Origin of the sequence: Streptomyces sp. NPDC049687, assembly GCF_044465285.1 — a bacterium.
Classification (GTDB): domain Bacteria; phylum Actinomycetota; class Actinomycetes; order Streptomycetales; family Streptomycetaceae; genus Streptomyces.
In genome coordinates this window covers 16,555-35,232 of record NZ_JBITLN010000029.1, presented here as the reverse complement: position 1 = coordinate 35,232, position 18,678 = coordinate 16,555, and the positions used below count along the sequence as shown (strand labels likewise).

At 72.7% G+C, this 18,678-nt stretch carries 19 protein-coding genes; 9 read left to right on the top strand and 10 right to left on the bottom strand.

What is annotated here, in order from left to right; all coding sequences use genetic code 11:
• The first annotated feature begins 263 nt into the window (after positions 1-263).
• From ACIBVL_RS42365 to ACIBVL_RS42355, 3 genes are all read left to right on the top strand, one after another.
• Positions 264-1,769 carry a metallophosphoesterase family protein gene (locus ACIBVL_RS42365; RefSeq protein ID WP_399106480.1) on the top strand — a complete coding sequence of 502 codons (1,506 nt, stop codon included), beginning with the start codon at positions 264-266 and terminating at the stop codon, positions 1,767-1,769.
• A gap of 67 nt (positions 1,770-1,836) precedes the next feature.
• Positions 1,837-2,898 (top strand): LLM class flavin-dependent oxidoreductase, encoded by a 1,062-nt coding sequence (locus ACIBVL_RS42360; protein ID WP_399106478.1) that lies wholly within the window; start codon positions 1,837-1,839, stop codon positions 2,896-2,898.
• 5 nt (positions 2,899-2,903) lie between these two features.
• Positions 2,904-3,440, top strand: coding sequence for a hypothetical protein (locus ACIBVL_RS42355; protein WP_399106476.1), 537 nt, complete (start codon positions 2,904-2,906; stop codon positions 3,438-3,440).
• Positions 3,441-3,443: 3 nt separating this feature from the next.
• On the opposite strand, the gene ACIBVL_RS42350 is transcribed toward ACIBVL_RS42355, so the two are convergent.
• Positions 3,444-4,412, bottom strand: a complete 969-nt coding sequence (locus ACIBVL_RS42350) for a TauD/TfdA dioxygenase family protein (protein ID WP_399106474.1) — start codon at positions 4,410-4,412, stop codon at positions 3,444-3,446.
• Between the two features lie 150 nt (positions 4,413-4,562).
• On the opposite strand from ACIBVL_RS42350, the gene ACIBVL_RS42345 reads away from it, so the two are divergent.
• The 3 genes from ACIBVL_RS42345 (at position 4,563) to ACIBVL_RS42335 (ending at position 6,674) form a co-directional block, all read left to right on the top strand.
• Positions 4,563-5,393, top strand: coding sequence for an aldo/keto reductase (locus ACIBVL_RS42345; protein WP_399106472.1), 831 nt, complete (start codon positions 4,563-4,565; stop codon positions 5,391-5,393).
• Between the two features lie 43 nt (positions 5,394-5,436).
• Positions 5,437-6,021, top strand: coding sequence for a DNA polymerase ligase N-terminal domain-containing protein (locus tag ACIBVL_RS42340; protein WP_399106470.1), 585 nt, complete (start codon positions 5,437-5,439; stop codon positions 6,019-6,021).
• Between the two features lie 218 nt (positions 6,022-6,239).
• Positions 6,240-6,674, top strand: coding sequence for a cupin domain-containing protein (locus tag ACIBVL_RS42335; protein ID WP_399106468.1), 435 nt, complete (start codon positions 6,240-6,242; stop codon positions 6,672-6,674).
• Here the strand turns inward: ACIBVL_RS42335 and ACIBVL_RS42330 are convergent, their stop codons facing one another.
• The 9 genes from ACIBVL_RS42330 to ACIBVL_RS42290 form a co-directional block, all read right to left on the bottom strand.
• A complete protein-coding gene (locus tag ACIBVL_RS42330; protein ID WP_399106466.1) occupies positions 6,675-9,017 on the bottom strand; it encodes a SpoIIE family protein phosphatase in 2,343 nt (780 codons plus the stop codon).
• A 99-nt stretch (positions 9,018-9,116) separates the two neighbouring features.
• Entirely contained in the window at positions 9,117-9,584 is a 468-nt protein-coding gene (locus tag ACIBVL_RS42325; protein ID WP_399106464.1) for a peroxiredoxin, read from the bottom strand.
• Positions 9,581-9,961 (bottom strand): MauE/DoxX family redox-associated membrane protein, encoded by a 381-nt coding sequence (locus tag ACIBVL_RS42320; protein ID WP_399106462.1) that lies wholly within the window; start codon positions 9,959-9,961, stop codon positions 9,581-9,583. Before ACIBVL_RS42320 ends, ACIBVL_RS42325 begins: the two co-directional genes overlap by 4 nt.
• Positions 9,962-10,198: 237 nt before the next feature.
• Positions 10,199-10,711 (bottom strand): MarR family winged helix-turn-helix transcriptional regulator, encoded by a 513-nt coding sequence (locus tag ACIBVL_RS42315; protein ID WP_399106460.1) that lies wholly within the window; start codon positions 10,709-10,711, stop codon positions 10,199-10,201.
• A 149-nt stretch (positions 10,712-10,860) separates the two neighbouring features.
• Positions 10,861-12,033 (bottom strand): NAD(P)/FAD-dependent oxidoreductase, encoded by a 1,173-nt coding sequence (locus tag ACIBVL_RS42310; RefSeq protein ID WP_399106458.1) that lies wholly within the window; start codon positions 12,031-12,033, stop codon positions 10,861-10,863.
• Positions 12,030-12,233, bottom strand: coding sequence for a ferredoxin (locus ACIBVL_RS42305; RefSeq protein ID WP_399106456.1), 204 nt, complete (start codon positions 12,231-12,233; stop codon positions 12,030-12,032). Before ACIBVL_RS42305 ends, ACIBVL_RS42310 begins: the two co-directional genes overlap by 4 nt.
• A 55-nt stretch (positions 12,234-12,288) precedes the next feature.
• Positions 12,289-13,518, bottom strand: a complete 1,230-nt coding sequence (locus ACIBVL_RS42300) for a cytochrome P450 (protein ID WP_399106454.1) — start codon at positions 13,516-13,518, stop codon at positions 12,289-12,291.
• A gap of 180 nt (positions 13,519-13,698) precedes the next feature.
• Positions 13,699-14,544: a response regulator transcription factor gene (locus ACIBVL_RS42295; protein ID WP_399106452.1), complete on the bottom strand. Its 846-nt coding sequence runs from the start codon at positions 14,542-14,544 to the stop codon at positions 13,699-13,701.
• Positions 14,544-15,065: a MarR family winged helix-turn-helix transcriptional regulator gene (locus ACIBVL_RS42290; RefSeq protein WP_399106450.1), complete on the bottom strand. Its 522-nt coding sequence runs from the start codon at positions 15,063-15,065 to the stop codon at positions 14,544-14,546. Before ACIBVL_RS42290 ends, ACIBVL_RS42295 begins: the two co-directional genes overlap by 1 nt.
• Positions 15,066-15,397: 332 nt before the next feature.
• Between ACIBVL_RS42290 and ACIBVL_RS42285 the strand changes: the two genes are divergently transcribed.
• From ACIBVL_RS42285 to ACIBVL_RS42275, 3 genes are all read left to right on the top strand, one after another.
• Entirely contained in the window at positions 15,398-16,342 is a 945-nt protein-coding gene (locus tag ACIBVL_RS42285; RefSeq protein WP_399106448.1) for an SGNH/GDSL hydrolase family protein, read from the top strand.
• Positions 16,343-16,374: 32 nt separating this feature from the next.
• The gene (locus ACIBVL_RS42280) at positions 16,375-17,418 is read left to right on the top strand and encodes a zinc-binding dehydrogenase (RefSeq protein ID WP_399106446.1); all 1,044 of its coding nucleotides are present in this window, start codon (positions 16,375-16,377) and stop codon (positions 17,416-17,418) included.
• Positions 17,419-17,516: 98 nt separating this feature from the next.
• Positions 17,517-18,668, top strand: coding sequence for a histidine kinase (locus ACIBVL_RS42275; RefSeq protein ID WP_399106444.1), 1,152 nt, complete (start codon positions 17,517-17,519; stop codon positions 18,666-18,668).
• Positions 18,669-18,678 lie beyond the last annotated feature (10 nt).

Below are 18,678 nucleotides of genomic sequence, written 5' to 3'. Positions count from 1 at the left end.
GCTGTCCGGGACGAGCTGAGTGGTGCGGGACCGTGAAACATCTGAGGGCGACGTGCCGCTGGCGTGCGGCAGTTGGGAGGGAGAATGACAGGCTTGACGGTGGCATGTCAGCCTCAGTCGGGTGCTTCGAGGGTTATCCCTCGGTGCCGGGCCCGGCCGTGGCGGCCACCCCCGCCTTTCTGTGAGTGAGCTGTACGTTCGCCGGTCGCGGGCTCGGCGGCCCCGGGTGCGCGCCCAGGGTGGATCATTGCTACGGTGCGCCCGTGTCTGACTCCTCACGTGATACCGCCGCGGGCGCCGGCTGGGGCGAGACCGAACCCGGTACCTACCGACAGTTGATGCCGGCCCGGGTCGAGAAGATCTCCTGGCTCGATCCCCGCATGCTGTGGGCCGCCCGCAACGGCGTGCTGGCCTCCTGGTTCGGGGACCCGACCGGCCGTACGCGCGGCCGGTGGGTGGCGCAGCGGGAGGCTGCCGGGGTGCCCGCCGACAAGGTGATCCGGCGCACCGACCCGGACCGCTTCTCCTTCATGGTCATCGGCGACACGGGCGAGGGCGACGATCCCCAGTACGCCGTCGTCCCGGGTTTCCTGAGGGTAAGTCAGGACACCTCTTTCACCGTCCTCGCCAGCGACGTCATCTACCCCGTCGGCGGCACGGACGACTACGGCACCAAGTTCTTCCGCCCGTACCGCGATTACCCGGCCCCCGTCTACGCGATACCCGGCAACCACGACTGGTACGAGGACCTGGGCGGCTTCATGCGGGTCTTCTGCGACGACGCCCCGCCCCTGCCCGCCGAGCCGGCGCCCCGCCCGCTCACCCGTTCCTGGCTGCGCTCCCTGCTGTGGCACCGGCCGCCCGCGCACGACGGGCAACGCCTCGCCGAGGCGCGGAAGCTGCGCTCGGCCGCCGGCCAGCAGGCCGTGCAGCCGGGACCGTACTGGGCGATCGACGCCGGGCCGGTGCGGATCATCGGCATAGACACCGGTCTGCTCGGCACCCTCGACGCCCAACAGGGCGCCTGGCTGCGCGAGGTGTCCCAGGGACCGCGGCCGAAGATCCTGGTCACCGGGTCGCCCCTGTACGTCGACGGCGAGCACCATCCGTGCCCGATCGAAGGGGGCGGCACCGTCGACGACATCGTCCGGGCGCCCGAGCACCACTATGTGGCCGCGATCGGTGGTGACATCCACAACTACCAGCGCTATCCCGTCCGGTTGGCGGACGGCCGCACCCTGCAGTACGTCGTCTCGGGCGGCGGTGGCGCCTTCATGCACGCCACGCACACCATCCCGCGCGTCCGCGTCGCCGGCGTCACGGAGCGGGAATTCCGCTGCTATCCGCTGCGCGGTGACTCCCTCGCCTTCTACAGCAGGCTCTACGGCCGCCGGCTGCGCCTGCGCCGCTTCTTCGCCCTCACCGAGGCCGAGGCGCAGGCGGTGGTCGCCGAGCGCCTCGGCATCCCGCCGACCCGCGCGCCGGGCCCGGAGGTCCGGGTCACCCGCCGGATCCGGTGGATAGCGGGCCTGCTGGGCACCGGCAGCCGCCCGGACCGCCGCAAGCGGTTCCGGCTGCCCGTGCGCAAGATCTACACCCAGCTGTTCTCACCGAGCTCGGCGACGTACAGCCCGCCGTTCTTCAAGTGCTTCCTGCGCCTGGACGTCACCCCGGAGTCGGTCCGCCTGCGCTGCCACGCCGCCACGGGCAACCTCGCGCAGGAGCTCAGCCCTCCGGTGGAGGACGAGGTCACCATCCCGTTGATCTGATCACACGTCTGCGATGTTCGCCTGACACAATCGGGGCAGCACCGACGCACGACCGCTGGAGGAGCCCGTGCCGCCGATCTCACGCCCGTTGCGCAAGCTGGGCTTCCTCACCATCGGACTGTTCGACGGGGACGACCCGCGCCGGGGACACGAGACCACTCTGGAGATCGTCGAGCTGGGCGAGCGGCTCGGCTTCGACAGCGCCTGGGTGCGCCACCGCCATCTGCAGTACGGCATCTCCTCCCCCGTCGCCGTCCTGGCGGCCGCCTCGCAGCGCACCCGCCGGATCGAGCTCGGCACGGCGGTGATCCCGCTGGGCTGGGAGAACCCGCTGCGCCTCGCGGAGGACCTGGCCACGGTCGACGTCCTGTCCGGGGGCCGGCTCAACCCCGGGGTGAGCGTCGGCCCGCCGATGCACTTCGAGCAGGTCAAGGACGCGTTGTACCCGGACACGGCCGACGCCGAGGACTTCGGCTACGAGCGGGTGCGGCGGCTGCTGGACTTCGTGCGGGGCGAGCCGGCCACCGACTTCAGCGAGGTCGAGGGGGTCGAGGCCACACGGCGGCAGCCGCAGATGGAGTACAGCTCGGACCGGGTGCAGCCGCATTCGCCCGGCCTGGGCCGCCGCATGTGGTACGGCGGGGGAAGCGTGAGCTCGGCGAAGTGGGCCGGGGAGCACGGCATGAACTTCCTGACCAGCAGTGTCGTCAAGGCCGAAGGACCGGACGACACCCGGGACTTCGCGGAGATCCAGCTCTCCCACATCCGCGCCTTCCGCGCCGCCCACCCCGACGGCGAGGCCGCGCGCGTCTCCCAGGGGCTCGTGGTCATCCCCACCGACTCCGCCTCGCCCGAACAGCGCGCGAAGTACGAGGAGTTCGTCGCCAAGCGGCTGCCGCGCACCGCGTCCCCGCAGGGTCCGGCCCGGCTGCTGTTCGCGCCGGACCTGGTCGGCACCTCCGAGGAGATTGCCGAGCGGTTGTCCGCCCACGCGGCGTTCCGCGAGATCGACGAGGTGGCCTTCGCGCTGCCGTTCACCTTCGAGCACGAGGACTACGTACAGATCCTCACCGACATGGCGACGAAGCTTGGTCCGGCGCTGGGCTGGCGGCCCACGGCGGAGGCCTGACGGCCGTGTCGGATCCTGATCTGCGGGGCCGGTGGTCCGGGCCGGGGCGGCGGCCCCGGTTCCTCGCCCACTGCGAGGACGACGACGCGCCGGGCACGGGTCACGCGCTGTCGAAGGGCGGGACCCTGTGCGGCATTCCGCGGGACCGGGTCACGGTGTACCGCAGCCCCTTCGATCCGACCGGGGAGACGGCCTGCCCCGGGTGCAGGGCCCAGGTGGTCGGAGACCCCGAGCCCAGCGTGGAGGAACGCCTGCGGCACCGGGTCCGGGGGGCGGTCCCCGGCCGCCCGCGGGAGGAACTGCTTGCGGCGCTGCGGCAGGGGGCGGAGGTCGGGCTCTGGGTCGACGGACCGGCGCAGGACCTGGTACGGCACTACGCGCGGCGCGAGCGGATCGTCGAGGGCGGCGAACTCGTCGAGGCCGTGGTGCGCGCGGACCGGCGCCTGGGGCTGGCCCGCGTGGTCCACGGCACCCGCGAGTTCGTCGTGTTCATCCCGGAGGACGGACGCCCGTTCGTGACCCGCGCCGAGCCCGGGCCGTGAGGCTCACCAGCGCCCCGGCTCCGTCCCCGTCACCGGCTCCGACGGCTTGCCGTCCACCCCGACGGGCACGTCGCCGGTGAGCATCACCCGGTGCATGGTGCGCGGAAAGCCAAGGTGGGCGTTGTCGCCGGGGGCGAGGTGGATGGTGGCCCGGTTGTCCCAGAAGGCCACACTGCCGGGCTCCCATCGGAAGCGGACGGTGTACTCGGGACGGACCGCCTGCTCCAGCAGCATGTCGAGGAGCGCCCGGCTCTCGGCCCGGGAGACCTGGGCGATCTGCTCGACGTAGTAGCCGTTGACGTACAGGATCCGCTCTCCCGTCTCCGGGTGGACGCGCACCAGCGGGTGCAGTGAGGCGACCTGGTGCTCGAGCAGGTGGCGGACGTAGGCGTCCTCGCCCGGCCTCGGCTGGTAGCCGACGCCGAGCCGGTGCTCGGCCCTCAGCCGGTCCACGAACTCCCGGACGGGCGCGGACAGTCCCGCGTACGCGGCCGCCAGATTGGACCAGGTGGTGTCGCCGCCGTAGGGCGGTACGGTCTCGGCGCGCAGGATCGTCGCGGCCGGCGGGTCGATCCGGGCACCGTGGTCGCAGTGCCAGCCGCGCAGCAGGGTGTGCCGGCGGCGCTGGAGCCATTCGTCGTGCTCCATGCCGAACTTCCCGCCCAGTTCCAGCCGGTCGGCGGTGGTCTCGATCTCCGGGAAGTCCGGCGGCGAGGCGCTGCCGCGCCTGGGGAGCACGACCGGCTCACCGAAGCGTCGTGCGAACGCCACGTGTGCGGCGTGGTCGAGGCGCTGGTCGCGGAAGAACACCACCTTCCAGCGCAGTACGGCCGCCCTGATCGCGGCGACCTGGGCGTCGTCGAGGCCGGCGGCCAGGTCGACGCCGTCGATCTCGGCGCCGATGTGGCCGGCGACCGGTTTCACCTCGACCCCGGCCGTCTCCGTCACCTGGCTGTCGAAGTCCGTCGTCATGCCCGCTCCGCTCGTCGTGCGTACGCCTGCAGGAAGATCGTGACAGCGATACCGGGACCTGGCGACAGGGCCTCGGCTCGGTGCGGTTGATCGATGCTCGCCTCATCCGTGAGGCTGGGAGGACGAGACAGCCCAGAGGAAGGTCCGACGGTGACCCACATCCCGGTGCACACGCTCAACGACGGCACACAGCTCCCGGCCTTCGGGCTGGGCACCTGGCCGATGGACGACGCGCAGGCGGAGGAGGCGGTGGCCGGCGCGCTGGGCCTCGGCTACCGGCTGATCGACACGGCGACGAACTACCGCAACGAGAGCGGGGTCGGCCGCGGGGTGGCGCGCGGCGGGGTCCCGCGCGAGGAGATCGTGGTCACGACCAAGCTCCCGGGCCGCCACCACGGCTACGAGGAGACCCTCGCCTCGTTCGAGGAGTCCCGTGGGCGCCTCGGCCTCGACTACGTGGACCTGTACCTGATCCACTGGCCGCTCCCCCGGGTCGGCAAGTACGTCGACTCCTGGCGGGCCATGATCAAACTTCGTGAGGAGGGCCTGGTCCGCTCGATCGGCGTCTCGAACTTCACCCCCGAGCACGTCGAACGCCTGGAGAAGGAGACGGGCGTCCTGCCGGCGGTCAACCAGATCGAGCTGCACCCCCTCTTCCCGCAGGACGCGCTGCGCGCCTTCCACGAGGCGAAGGGCATCGTCACCGAGAGCTGGAGCCCGCTGGGACGGGGCTCGGCCCTCCTGCAGGACCCCACGGTCGTCTCCGTCTCAGAGGCCCTCGGTGTCACCCCGGCCCAGGTCGTGCTCCGCTGGCACATCCAGCTCGGCGCGGTCCCCATCCCGAAGTCCGCCGACCCCGGGCGTCAGCGCGCCAACCTCGACGTCTTCGGGTTCGAACTCGGCCGGGCCCAGATGGAGGTGATCGCGGAGCGCGCACACCAGCGGCTGGGCGGGGATCCCGAGGTGCACGAGGAGTTCTGAGCAGGGGCACGGGGTACCCGGGGGCCGCGGGAAGGAGGGCCAGGTGAGTGAGCGGCTGAAGGAGTACCGGGGCAGGCGGGACTTCGGCAGGACCGGGGAGCCGGAAGGGCAGGGGGGCGGGGGCGGCGAGGAGCCGCGGTTCGTCGTGCAGATCCATGACGCGCGCACCCTGCACTTCGACTTCCGGTTGCAGGTGGGGGACGTACTGAAGTCGTGGTCGGTCCCGAAGGGGCCCTCCGCGCGGCCGAAGGACAAGCGGCTCGCCGTGCCGACCGAGGATCATCCGCTGGAGTACGAGGAGTTCGAGGGGGTCATTCCGGAGGGCGAGTACGGGGGCGGGACGGTCATCGTGTGGGACCGGGGGACGTACGAGCCGCTGAGCGGTGCCGACGGCTTCCAGGAGGCCCTGCGGCGGGGGCACGTGTCGTTCCGGCTGCACGGGGAGAAGCTGCGCGGCTCTTACGCGCTCACCCGGTTCCGGGGCGGGAAGGACGGCGGCGATGACGAGGACGAGGCCTGGCTGCTGGTGAGGTCCGGTGGGAGCGCCCGTCGCGGCACGCCGGATCCGCGGCGGGCGCGCTCGGTGCGGACCGGACGGACGCTCGCCCAGGTGGCCGCCGGCGGGTGAGAGACGGTGACGGGCTCCACACGGGCGGCGAGGGGCGCTCCAGTCGGCGAGGAGGGCGAGGGTCTCTTCCCGTGGTCGGCCACGCCGTCGGCGGAGAGGGCGACCTGCCCGGGGCCCGGGACGGGTGATCCCCGGAATTCGGCGCGAACAGGCCTGCTGTGCCTCTATGTTCGCAGCGGCATGTCGTCGCTCACGATACGAGCCAGGAGGCCCTTCGTATGCGCATCGCGTTCCGCACCGCCCTGTCCGGCGCGGTCGTCGCCGCCACCGTCCTCGCCGGCGGTACCGCCCACGCGACCCCGCCGGGACCCGGAGTGACCGGCAAGGTGATCTACCAGACCACGATCGGGGACACCGACTACACGCTCCGGGAGGTCACCGTCCCGCCCGGCCAGGCCACCGGCTGGCACTACCACGACGGGCCCGTGTACGGGTACGTGAAGCAGGGAACGCTCAGCCACTACCACGCCGACTGCGCCGTGGACGGCGTCTATCCGAAGGGCACCACCGTGCGCGAGCCGGGCGGGCCGAGCGACGTCCACCTCGGCCGGAACCTGGGCGGCACCACGCTCGTCCTCGAGGTGCTCTACATACTGCCGCACGGCGCACCGTTCTCCGAGGACGTGCCGAACCCGGGCTGCCCGTTCCAGTGATCACACCGGCGGCAGCACCTGCTCCGCCCAGATCGTCTTGCCCCGGTCCGTCTGCCGGCTGCCCCAGCGCTGGGTGAGCTGGGCGACGAGCAGCAGGCCGCGTCCGCCCTCGTCGAAGGCGTGGGCGCGGCGCAGGTGCGGGGAGGTGGAACTGCCGTCGGAGACCTCGCAGATGAGGCTGCGGTCGCGGATCAGCCGGAGCTGGATGGGTGGTTCGCCGTAGCGGATGGCGTTGGTGACGAGTTCGCTGACGACGAGTTCGGTGACGAAGGCGCTCTCTTCCAGTCCCCATGAGGTGAGTTGCCGGGTGGCGGCCTGGCGGGTGGCGGCGACGAGTGCCGGGTCGGGGTCCACGTCCCAGGTGGCGACCCGGTCGGCGCCGAGTGCGCGGGTGCGGGCCAGCAGGAGGGCGACGTCGTCGCCGGGTTCCTCCGGCAGGACGGCCTTGAGCACGGTGTCGCAGAGGGCGTCGAGGGTGGCGGCCGGCGCGGTGAGGGCGCTGCACAGTTCGGTGGTGGCGCGGTCGACGTCCCGGTCGCGGTCCTCGATGAGGCCGTCGGTGTAGAGGGCGACGATCGCGTTCTCGGGCAGTTCCAGCTCGACCGCCTCGAAGGGCAGTCCGCCGACGCCGAGCGGGGGTCCGGGGGTCAGCCGGATGAGCTCCGCCCGGCCGTCGGGCAGGAGGAGGGCCGGGGCGGGATGGCCGGCGGCGGCGAGGGTGAGCCGGCGGCTGACGGGGTCGTAGACGGCGTAGAGGCAGGTGGCACCCAGTTCCGCGACGTCGTCGCCGCCCTCCTCGTAGCCCGCCAGGTGGGTGACGAGGTCGTCGAGGTGGGTGAGGAGCTCGTCGGGCGGCAGGTCGACGTCGGCGAGGGTGCGGACGGCCATGCAGAGGCGGCCCATGGTGGCCGAGGACGGGATGCCGTGCCCGACGACGTCGCCGACGACGAGGGCGACCCGGCTGCCGGAGAGCGGGATGACGTCGAACCAGTCGCCGCCGATACCGGCCGTGGAGCCGCTGGGAAGGTAGCGGTGGGCGACCTCGACGGCCGCCTGGCCGGGCAGGCCGCGCGGCAGGAGGCTGTGCTGGAGGGCGAGCGCGGTGGTGCGTTCGCGGGCGAAGCGGCGGGCGTTGTCGATGCAGACGGCGGCCCGGCTGGCGAGTTCCTCGGCGAAGACGGCGTCGTCGGCCTCGTAGTCGTCCGGGTGGTTCATACGGACGCCTACCAGCACGCCGAGGGTGGTGCCGCGGGCCCGCAGCGGGACCGAGATCATCGAGTGGACGCCGCGGCGGAAGGCGCGGCCCTCGGGAGCGCGGGCGTTGCGCTCGGCGAGCCAGTGCATGAAGTCCGGCTCGCCCGCCTGGCTGAGGATGGCGCGTTTCTCCCGAAGGGCCCGTGCGGGCGGGCTGTCGGGCGGATGCGTGTCGGTGCCCCCGAGGGGGACGGCCGCCTCGGGGGTCCCCTCGTGGGCGGAGCCGTGGGCGACGCGGCGCAGCACGATCTCGCCCTCGAGCAGGGGCGGCGGTTCCTCGGCCCCGAGGACCCAGTCGAGCAGGTCCACGCTCAGGAAGTCGGCGAACCGGGGGACCAGGAGTTCGACCACTTCCTCGGTGGTGCGCACCACGTCGAGGGTGGTGCCGATGGAGGCCGCCGCCTTGTTCAGCAGGGCCAGGCGCTGGCGGGCGAGGTACTGCTCGGTACTGTCGAACGCGGCCAGGGCGACCCCACTGACCTCTCCGGAGTCCTCCCGGACGGGCCACATCTCGGTGGTCCACGCGTGCTCCCGATTGAGGGCGGGGGCGCCGGTGAAGCTCTCGTAGCGGATCGGGCGGCCGGTCTCGGCGACGTGACGGAGGTGCCAGTTGAAGCCCCGGCTGTGCTCGGCTTCCTCAACGGTGTCGGGGAAGTGGCGGCCCAGCAGGACGTCCTCGGAGACGCCCATGACCTGGCAGGCGACCTCGTTCAGGCGCAGGTAGCGCTGCCGGGGGTCGAACACGGACATCGACATGGACGCCTGCTGGAAGGCGCGCCCGGCCAGGGTCGGTTCCGGGGCGGCGGGCCGTTCGGCGGTGAGGGTCCAGCCCGTGGGCTCCCCGTCGGGTCCGAGCACCGGGCAGGCCGTGACGGTGAGGGCCACGGGGCGACCGTCACGATGGCGTACGACGACGGGCCGCCGCCATGCCCCGGCCGGGAGCGGTGTGAGGTCCTCGGCGAGCAGGTCGGCCGCCGCCCGTCCCACGGCCTCCTCGGCCGGATGCCCTGTCAACAGCCGGGCACCCTCGCTCCAGCCCGTCACGATGCCCTGGGCATCGATGACGGCCGCAGCGACGACATGCTCCATGTCGTCCAGAATGGTCCCTTTGTCCCGGGGCATCAACCGCGACGGGCCGGTGGTGGGCGGCGCGACGGGCCGGTGGCGGGCCGAGGGGCCCCGGGGCCGTCAGGCGCGGTGGGCGCGCAGCGCCTCCAGGGCGCGGTCGGCGTGGGTGTTCATGCGCAGCTCGCTGCGGACGACCTCCAGGACGGTGCGGTCCTGGGCTATGACGAAGGTGGCGCGCTTGGTGGGCATCAGGGAGACGCCCCGCTTCACGCCGAATCGTTCCCGCACGGTTCCGTCGCTGTCGGACAGCAGGGTCATGCCGAGGGTGTGACGGCCGGCGAATTCCTGCTGGCGGTCGACGGAGTCCCCGCTGATGCCGATCGGCCGGGCGCCAACGGCGGCGAACTCGGCGGCGAGGTCGCGGAAGTGGCAGGCCTCGGCGGTGCAGCCGGGGCTGAGGGCGGCCGGGTAGAAGAAGAGGACGACGGGGCCGTCGGCGAGCAGTTCCGTCAGGCTGCGGACCGTGCCGGTCTCGTCCGGGAGCGAGAAGTCCTCGATCTTGTCGCCGGTCTCCAGCGTCTTCGTCATGGGCGTCCTTCCGTGCTGTGCGCGACGCTGCGGGCCCACAGCACGAGGGGTACCTGCAGGGGCAGCCGGCCGAACGCGGCTGCCTTGTGGGGGGTGGGACGGTCGCGCCAGTCCAGCGCCATCTTGACGTTGGCGGGGAAGACGCCGACGAAGAACGCGGCGGTGGCCACGGCCGCCGCCTTCCGGGTCCGGGGCAGCGCCACACCGGCCGCGAGCGCCAGCTCGGCGACGCCGCTGCCGTACGTCCAGGCCCTGGGTGAGCCCGGGAGGGCGCGCGGGACGGTCGCGTCGAACTGGCGTGGGGCGGCGAAGTGGGCGACCCCCGCGGCGGCGAGCAGACCCGCCAGCAGCAGGGGCGAGCGTTCGGACCGGGACAAGGTTCCTCCTCTGATGTCCTGGCGCCCGACATTACTGGACGGTAGAGGGACGTCCGGAGGCGGGGGTACCAAGGCGGGGCCACCCAACCGCCTTGTCCGTGACCGCCGATGGAGGCCTGATCAGACCTCGTGCCGGTGCCGGCCAGGCGTGTACCCGCAGGACCGCCGGAAGACGTCGATGAACGCGCAGGCGGGCAAGGTCGTGCCGAATTCGCGACGGAAGGGACGGCGAGGGGATCAGGCGCTGAGCGTCGGCTGCTCGCTCTCCTCGTCGACGGTGTAGGAGAGGAAGTCGTCGACCATGCGATGGAACAGCGAGGCGAGCTGGCCCAGCTCCTTTGGGGACCAGTCGGACAGGGCGAGCTGCATGCCGCGGGCGCCCGCGTCCCGGACCCGGTCGACGGCCTCGCGTCCGGCGTCGGTGAGCTGGATCCGCTGGGCCCGGCCGTCGTCGGGGTCGGGGACGCGGGTGACGTATCCCGCCTTCTGCAGCTGCTGCACCGTACGGGTCACATGGGAGGCCTCCACGCCGAGGCGCTGGGCCAGCTCCCCCGGCCGCAGCGGCTCGGAGTCGGCGACCTGTCGCAGCAGCGCCACGGCGGCGCGGTCCAGGGGAACGCCGGCCATCGCCATCAGCCGGTCGTGCTGGCGGGCGCGGGTGCTCAGATAGGTGATGCGGGTGAGCGCGCGCTCGATCTCGATCACTTCCGGGGAGGCGACGGCGGGCAGGGGGAGCGGTTCGGTGGACATGCGACCCACTTTACCATCTTGTTGCGTAACTCAAGTAAGTTACTGCGTGCGTTTACCCACATCTACTCCCCAGGGATGACGCCCGGGAAGAGCAGGGACCCCGGCAGGCTCGCACCGCCTGCCGGGGCCCGTCCCTCGCCCTCTCTCCGTCACGCCGGTACGCGCACGCTCTCCCCCCAGGCCGCGCCGGCCGCGATCGCCTGCCGCCACAGGCGGATCGCCTTCGGCGGCATGCCGACCGCGAGCGCCCCCGTCACCCGGTCGCCCGTGCGGTACGCGGCCACGAACCGGCGTTCGGCGAGGTCGCCGTCGACGACGGCCACCTCGTCGTGGCCGCGCAGGAAGCCGTACGCCTGGATCTTCATGTCGTACTGGTCCGACCAGAAGTACGGCACCGGCGCGAACGACCTGCGCGCGTGCGGGGCGGCGAGCAGGTTGCGGGCGGCGGCCATGCCCTGCTCGGCCGCGTTGGTGCGGTGCTCGATCCGCATCGTCGTGCCGAACAGCGGGTTGTACCAGCGGGCCACGTCCCCGGCGGCGTACACGCCCCGGGCGGCCTCCAGGTGCTCGTCGCAGACCACACCGTCACCCACCGTCAGCCCGCTCCCGGCCAGCCAGTCGGTGTTGGGCACCGATCCGACCGCGACGAGCACCTCCTCGGCCTCCACGACCTCTCCGTCGCCGAGCAGCACGCCGTCCTCGGTCACCTCGGTGACGGTGACCCCGCAGCGCAGGTCGACGCCCCGGTCGCGGTGGGCCTGCGACAGCACCCGTCCGACGTCCTCGCCGACGGCGTGTGCCAGCGGCACCGCCGCCGGTTCCAGCAGGGTGACCCGCGCCCCCAGCCGCCAGGCCACGGCCGCCGCCTCCGCGCCGAGGAAGCCGGCGCCGACGACGACCAGACGAAGCCCCGGCTGCAGCCGCTCCCGCAGAGTGAGCGCGTCCTCCAGGGTGCGCAGGACGTGCGCCCCCTCGCCGGGCAGCCGGCGCGGACGCACCCCCGTGGCCAGGACCAGCCCGTCGTACGGCAGTTCGCAGCCGTCGGCCAGCCGGAGCCGCTGCCCCGCCACGTCCAGGCCGGACGCGGCGGCGCCGAGCCGCAGGTCGAGGTCGAGGGCGGCCAGGTCCTCGGGGCGGCGCAGCCGGAGGCGGTCCTCCTCCCATTCCGAGGCGAGGAGCTGCTTGGACAGCGGCGGGCGGTCGTACGGGAGGTGGGGTTCGTCGCCGACGAGGGTGAGGGTGCCCTCGTAGCCTTCGCGGCGGAGCGTCTCGACCGCCGCGAGTCCGGCGGCCGAGGCTCCGACGACCACGATCCGGTTCACTGCTCGACCAGTCGGATCGCGGCGGCCGGGCAGACGGCGACGGCCTCGCGGACGTCGTCGAGGAGTTCCGGAGCGGGCTGCTCCTCCAGCAGGATCGCGATGCCGTCGTCGTCCTGGTCGAAGACCTGCATGGCGGCGACCACGCACTGCCCCGAGGCGACGCATTTGTCGGCTTCCAGCTCCACCTTGTGGGAGGTCATGGGATTCCCCTTCTTCACGTTCGGTTGTGGTCGTGCCGCGCGGGACGGGGAACCGTCACCAGGTGACCGGCAGGGAGTGGACGCCGTAGATGAAGGCGTCGTCCTTGAAGCGGACCTCGTCGAGCGAGCCGGCGAGCCTCAGGGTCGGGATGCGCCGGTAGAGGGTGCCGTAGACGACCTGGAGCTCCATGCGGGCCAACGGCTGGCCGAGGCACTGGTGGACGCCGAAGCTGAACGCGACATGGCGACGGGCGTCACGGGTGATGTCGAGCCGGTCGGGGTCGGGGAAGACCTCCGGGTCGCGGTTGGCGATCTCGTTGACCATGATCAAGCCCTCGCCGGCCCTGATCACCTGCCCGCCGATCTCGATGTCCGCGGTGACCGCGCGGCGCCGTCCCAGATGGGTGATGTTCAGGTAGCGCAGCAGCTCCTCGACGGCGGACACGACGAGCTTGGGGTCGTCGGTGTCCCGCAGGAGTGCCAGCTGGTCGGGGTTCTGGAGCAGGGCGAGAGTGCCCAGCGCGATCATGTTCGCGGTGGTCTCGTGACCGGCGAAGAGCAGCAGCAGCGCCATCTCGGTCGCCTGCCGGTGGTCGATCTCACCGGCGCGGACGCGTCCGGCGATGCCGGACAGCAGGTCGTCCTGCGGATCGGCGAGCCGCTTGCCGATGAGCCCGCCGAGGTAGACGGCGATTTCCCCGCTCGCCTGTCGGCGTTGTTCGGGGGTGGCGTCCCGGTGGACCATGGTCTTGGTGTTGTCCTGGAAGAACGCGTGGTCGTCGTAGGGCACGCCGAGCAGTTCACATATCACCAGCGAGGGGATGGGGAGCGCGAACGCCTCCACCAGATCCACCGGCTTGGGGCCGGCCAGCAGCTCGTCGACGAGGCCGTCCACGATGTTCTGCACGACGGGGCGCAGGGCTTCCACCCGCTTGATGGCGAAGGGCGCCGTCACCATCCGGCGCAGCCGGGCGTGCTCCGGGTCGTCCAGCATGATGAACCCGAACTTGCTGTCGCCCCCGCCGTCGGCCTTGGGCGGGTAGCCGGGGGTGTCGGTGTCCGCGCTGACCCGGGGGTCACCGAGAAGGGCGCGCTGGTCGGCGTGGCGGGTCACGAGCCACGGTTCACTGCCGTCCCAGAGGCGCACCTTCGTCAGCGGCGCCCGTTCCTGGAGCTCCTTGAGGGCGGGCGGCGGATCGAACGGGCAGCGGGCCGCCCTCGGCATCGGGAACTCGGGGAGGGGGTCCGGGGTTTCGGGCACCGGGCCGGTCAGGGTGTCGGCCATGGCTCTCCTTGGTGGTGGGGGGAGGGGGACGCCTCGACCAGTGCATGCGAACAGGGGGACGAGGCCTCGGTGGACGCATGCAAACAGAGGGGGCTGACACGTTGCGGTCAGTTCCCTGACATAAGCCTGACGTGACCCGGATCACCTCGACAACGCGCCCACGGTGAGAGGAAGTCGTTGTCAGCCGTGCCCCTCCGCGTCCCCCAGCCAGTACCCGAAGCCCCGGCGCGTGTGGATCAGCGCCGGGGCGTCGCGGTCCACCTTGCGCCGCAGACGGGAGACGAGCTGCTCGATCGCGTTGTCGCCGCGGAAGTCGCCCCACACGTACCGGCTGATCTGCTCCTTGGACAGCACCCGGTGCGCGTTGACCAGGAGGTGGCGGAGCAGGCGGTACTCGGCGGGGGTGAGTTCGAGGGCACGGGGGCCGCGCCAGGCCTGGCACAGCGTGTCGTCGAGGACCAGGTCGTCGTAGCGCGGGGAGTGGCCGGGGCGGCCGGGGGCGGTGCCACGCAGGAGCACCTGCATCCGGGCGAGGACCTCGGCCACCCGGAACGGCTTGGTGACGTAGTCCCCCTCCCCCAGACCGAGTTCGGGCAGGAGGCTGCCGAGGGAGTCGTACGGGGCCAGGTAGAGGACCGGCGGCCGGTGGGCGATCACCGGGCGGCCGGCGCGGGCCATGCCCACCAGGTCGGGCAGGGCGGTGTCGACGACCAGCAGGTCGAAGCGGTCGGCGTCGAGCCGGGCCAGCGCGTCCGCGGCGGAGTCCGCGAGGCGGATCCGGTAGCCGGCCAGCTCCAGGGTCGTGGCGAGCAGTTCGGCGGTGTCCGGCTCGCCGGCGAGGACCAGGACGTGCTGCCCGGCGCCGCGGGCGAGCGACGGCCTGTCGGCCGGGATGCCGTGCGGGGACGAGACCGTCGGCGGGGGGCTCGGGCGGGATAACGGCCCGGTGGGGTCGGCTCCGCCCGACGGGTGGGCGGGGCCGACGGCACGGCGTCCGTCGCGTCGTGAGGGTCGTGGTGCCCGCATCAGGATGTGTGCCCTTTCCCGCCGGAACCGGCGGCGTCGACGATGTCGGCCGGATCCGCCCGCAGGACGTCCGCCATACGGCACACCAGACGGGCCAGCAGCCGCAGTTCGGCCGGCGACCAGTCCGCGAGGACCAGCTGCATGCCGCGTGCGCCCGCGTCCCCGAGCCTCGCCACGGCCTCCTCGCCGAGCGGGGTGAGAAGGATGCGCCGGGCGCGGGGGTCGTCGGGGTCCGGTGTCCGGGTGACGTACCCGGCCCGCTGGAGCCGCTGCACCTGGCGGGTGACGTGGGAGGCCTGTACGGCGAGCACCTGGGCGAGCTCCCCCGGGCGCAGCGGGTCGTGCTCGGCGATCCGGCGGAGCATCGCGACGGCGGCCCGGTCGAGCGGTACGCCCGCCAGGGAGGCCAGCCAGTCGTGCCGGCGGGCGCCGGCGCTCAGATAGGCGACACGGGTGAGGGCCCGCTCGATCTCGACCGCTGCGGGCGAGGCGGGGGGCACTGCGGGCGGTGAGGGGGACATGGGTGACACCCTACCTTTCTGCTTGCCTAACTCAAGTAAATCTCGTCGCTTGCTTGACTCAAGTAATCCATATGTGTTTGCCTAACTCAAGCAAGCCGGTGGCCGGTCGTCAGAGACCACCACCGCGAGCACCCGGCCGTCCCTCCCGTTTGGGCGCGGCCGTACCGACCGGAGCCCCCCGAGCGGAGGCGGCTCCCAGGCGCCGAACCCGTGGGGACGGGATCGGCGCGGTCCCCGGGCCCGGCTGCCGACTCACTCCCCCATGTCGGCACCGGGCCCGGGGACACCTCCACCGGCCTGGAGCCACCGGGACGACAGACAGGACCCCGCCCATGAAGACCCCTGTACGAGCCGCGCTGGCCGGGGCGCTCACCTGCAGTGTCCTCACCACCGCGATCGTGATCGGCCGGCACGACGACGCGACCGGACCCGCGCCGCGCGGCCCGTACGTCGCTCTGGGCGACTCCTACACCGCCGGTCCGGACATCCCGGACCGGGCCGGCACCCCCGCCGGCTGCGACCGCTCCGACCGCAACTACCCGGCGCTGGTCGCCCGCCGCCTGAACCTGTCCCCCGGGGACTTCCGCGACGTCAGCTGCAGTGGGGCGACCCTGGCGGACCTGAGCGGGCCGCAGTCCACGGATCGGGGCACGAACCCCGCGCAGCTGTCCGCCCTCGACGGGCGGACCCGGCTGGTCACCCTCGGCATGGGCGGCAACGACATCGGCTTCGCCTCGCTGGTGCGGACCTGCGTGAAGTCGGATGTGCTCACCTTCGCGCTGAAGAGCCTGAAGGGGGAGAGGACGGCCGCCGGGGACGCGCCCTGCCGCGACCGGTACGTCTCCGGCGGCACCGACGAGATCCGGCGGCGGATCGACACGGCGGACGAGCGGCTGGCGAAGGCCCTCGCCGAGGTCGGGCGGCGGGCGCCCGAGGCGCGGGTGTACGTCGTCGGCTACCCGGCGATCCTGCCGCAGCGCACCACCGGGTGCGGCGGCGAGATGGGCCTCGCCGCCGGTGACATCACGTACCTGCACGAGAAGGAGCGGCAGCTCAACGCGATGCTGCGGAAGCGGGCCGGCGAGGCGGGCGTCGGCTACGTGGACACGTACACGCCCTCCGTCGGACGCGATGCCTGCGCCGGCCGGGAAGTGCGCTGGATCGAGCCCCTCGTACCGCGCGCCCCGGCCGCCCCGGTCCACCCCAACGAGCGTGGCGAGCAGGGCATGGCGAACGCCGTCCTGAAGACTCTCGGCGCCCGACCGTCCCACCGATGACCGAACAACCGAAACCCGGAGAGGTCTCCCCCATGAGCACCATGAAGTCCGTCCAGACCGGCGGAGTCGACAAGGTCGAGGTCGTCGACGCCGAGCGGCCGGTGCCCGGCCCCAGGGACGCCCTGGTCCGGATCCGCGCCTGCGGCATCTGCGGCACCGATGTCACGTTCCTGCACATGGGCGGCATCCCCGCCCGCGCCCACCTGGGCGGCGAACCGGTCCCGGTGGCGCTCGGCCATGAGCCGGCCGGTGAGATCGTGGAACTCGGCGCCGAGGTGGAGGGCCTGAACATCGGCGACCGGGTGGTCGTCAACCCGCAGGACGCGCCCACCGGCATCATCGGCTGCGGCGGCAGGTACGGCGGGATGAGCGAGTTCCTGCTGATCGAGAACGCCGAGGTCGGCAGGAGCGTCGCCGTCTTCCCGGACACCGTGCCCTTCGACGTGGCCTCGCTCAACGAGCCGATGGCGGTGTCCCGGCACGCCGTCAACCGCTCCGAGGCCAAGCCCGGTGACAAGGTGGTCGTGTTCGGCGCCGGGCCGATCGGTCTGGGCGCGGCGATCTGGCTGAAGCTGCGTGGGGTGGAGCACGTGGTCGTCGTCGACGTCATCCCGTCCCGGCTGGAGAAGGCACTGGCCGTGGGTGCGGACGCCGTCGTCGACTCCGCGCAGGAGGACGTGGCCGCGCGCCTGACCGAGCTGCACGGACAGAGCGCCAACGCGCTCGGCCAGCCCAGGCCGGGCACCGACGTCTTCGTCGACGCGGCCGGTGTGGCCGCCGTCTTCAACACCGTGGTGAACTCCGCCAAGTGGGGCGCGAAGCTGGTGATGGTGGCGGTGCAGAAGAAGGGCTCCGAGATCGACCTGGGCGGCATGCTCCGCAGCGAGCTGACGCTGATCGCCTCCCAGGGCTATCCGACCGAGATCTTCGAGGTGACACCCGAACTGGTCGAGCACCAGGAGCGGTTCGCCCGGCTGATCAGCCACCGTGTGCCGTTCTCCGAGGTCGACCGTGCCTTCGAACTGGCACTGACGCCGGGCGCGGCGGAGAAGGTCGTCGTCACGCTGGAGGACTGAGCACGACAGACGGACGACCGAGCACGACAGACGGCCGCCGGGTGTTCCCCGGCGGCCGGTGCCCCTTTGCCCCCTCTTCACCCCGGGAACGGCACTCCATGCGCGCGACCCTGCGACAGACGGCGCGGGCCACGGCCCACCTCGTGCTGGCCGCCGCCCTGGCCTTCGGGTCGTATCTCTTCATCACCGTCCTGCTGATCACCGCCACGGGCGCGGTCACGATGGTCGGGATCTGGCTGCTGCCCGAGACCGTGCTGCTGATCCGGCGGATCGCCGGGGCCAAACGGCGGTTGACGGCCTCCTGGACCGGCCGGCCGATCCCGGAGGCGTACGCGCCGGTCACCGGTCCGGTGCGCGAGCGGCTGCGGACGGCCGTACGCGATCCCGGCACCCTCACCGATGTCCGCTGGATGGCCGCGTACTACGCCTACGGCTGGCTGACCTTGCTGATGCTGCCGCTGTGGCCGGTGGGACTCGTCGTCGACGGGGTGTGGAGCGGGCTGCTGGGCCGCGAGGCGCTCGTCCTGCCGTTGATCGTGCGGCTGGCCGATGTGGAGGCGGGCTGGTCGGCCGCGCTGCTGCGGCCCTCCCCCAAGGCGCTGCTGGCCAGGCGGGTCGAGCAGCTCACCGCGACCCGGGCGGACGCGGTCGCCGCGCACGGCGCCGAACTGCGGCGCATCGAGCGGGACCTGCACGACGGTGCCCAGGCTCGCCTCGTCGCCCTGTCGATGCGCATCGGGCTGGCCCAGCGGGCGTACGGCGCAGACCCGGACACCGCCCGCAAGCTGCTCGCCGACGCGCAGGACCAGGCCGAGGAGGCGCTGACGGAGCTGCGGCACGTGGTCCGCGCCATTCATCCGCCGATCCTCACCGACCGGGGGCTGGCGGGGGCCGTACGGGCGCTGGCGGCGAGCAGCGGTCTGCGGGTGAGCGTACAGGCGGACGATCTGGAGGACGGGGCGCGGGCGCCGGCGGCGGTGGAGGCGGCCGCCTACTTCGTGGTCGCGGAGGCGCTCACCAACGCCGCCAAGTACAGCGGGTCCGACCGGGCGGAGGTCCTGCTGGCCCGCTCCCGGACCGGAGTGAGCGTCCGGGTGCGGGACGAGGGGTGCGGGGGCGCGGACGAGAGCGCCGGGTCGGGGCTGCTCGGGATGCGGCGCCGGGTGGCCGCTCTCGACGGGACCGTACGGGTGAGCAGTCCCGTGGGCGGGCCGACGGTGGTGGAGGTGGAGCTGCCGTGCGTGTGGTGACCGTACCCCT

Excerpts from the sequence above, each read along its gene's own strand:
- ACIBVL_RS42350 (WP_399106474.1), bottom strand. The coding sequence starts at position 4,412 with ATGACGACGGACTTCGACAGCCAGGTGACGGAGACGGCCGGGGTCGAG.
- ACIBVL_RS42335 (WP_399106468.1), top strand. The coding sequence starts at position 6,240 with ATGCGCATCGCGTTCCGCACCGCCCTGTCCGGCGCGGTCGTCGCCGCC.
- ACIBVL_RS42330 (WP_399106466.1), bottom strand. The coding sequence starts at position 9,017 with ATGGAGCATGTCGTCGCTGCGGCCGTCATCGATGCCCAGGGCATCGTG.
- ACIBVL_RS42325 (WP_399106464.1), bottom strand. The coding sequence starts at position 9,584 with ATGACGAAGACGCTGGAGACCGGCGACAAGATCGAGGACTTCTCGCTC.
- ACIBVL_RS42315 (WP_399106460.1), bottom strand. The coding sequence starts at position 10,711 with ATGTCCACCGAACCGCTCCCCCTGCCCGCCGTCGCCTCCCCGGAAGTG.
- ACIBVL_RS42305 (WP_399106456.1), bottom strand. The coding sequence starts at position 12,233 with ATGACCTCCCACAAGGTGGAGCTGGAAGCCGACAAATGCGTCGCCTCG.
- ACIBVL_RS42300 (WP_399106454.1), bottom strand. The coding sequence starts at position 13,518 with ATGGCCGACACCCTGACCGGCCCGGTGCCCGAAACCCCGGACCCCCTC.
- ACIBVL_RS42295 (WP_399106452.1), bottom strand. The coding sequence starts at position 14,544 with ATGCGGGCACCACGACCCTCACGACGCGACGGACGCCGTGCCGTCGGC.
- ACIBVL_RS42290 (WP_399106450.1), bottom strand. The coding sequence starts at position 15,065 with ATGTCCCCCTCACCGCCCGCAGTGCCCCCCGCCTCGCCCGCAGCGGTC.
- ACIBVL_RS42285 (WP_399106448.1), top strand. The coding sequence starts at position 15,398 with ATGAAGACCCCTGTACGAGCCGCGCTGGCCGGGGCGCTCACCTGCAGT.
- ACIBVL_RS42280 (WP_399106446.1), top strand. The coding sequence starts at position 16,375 with ATGAGCACCATGAAGTCCGTCCAGACCGGCGGAGTCGACAAGGTCGAG.
- ACIBVL_RS42275 (WP_399106444.1), top strand. The coding sequence starts at position 17,517 with ATGCGCGCGACCCTGCGACAGACGGCGCGGGCCACGGCCCACCTCGTG.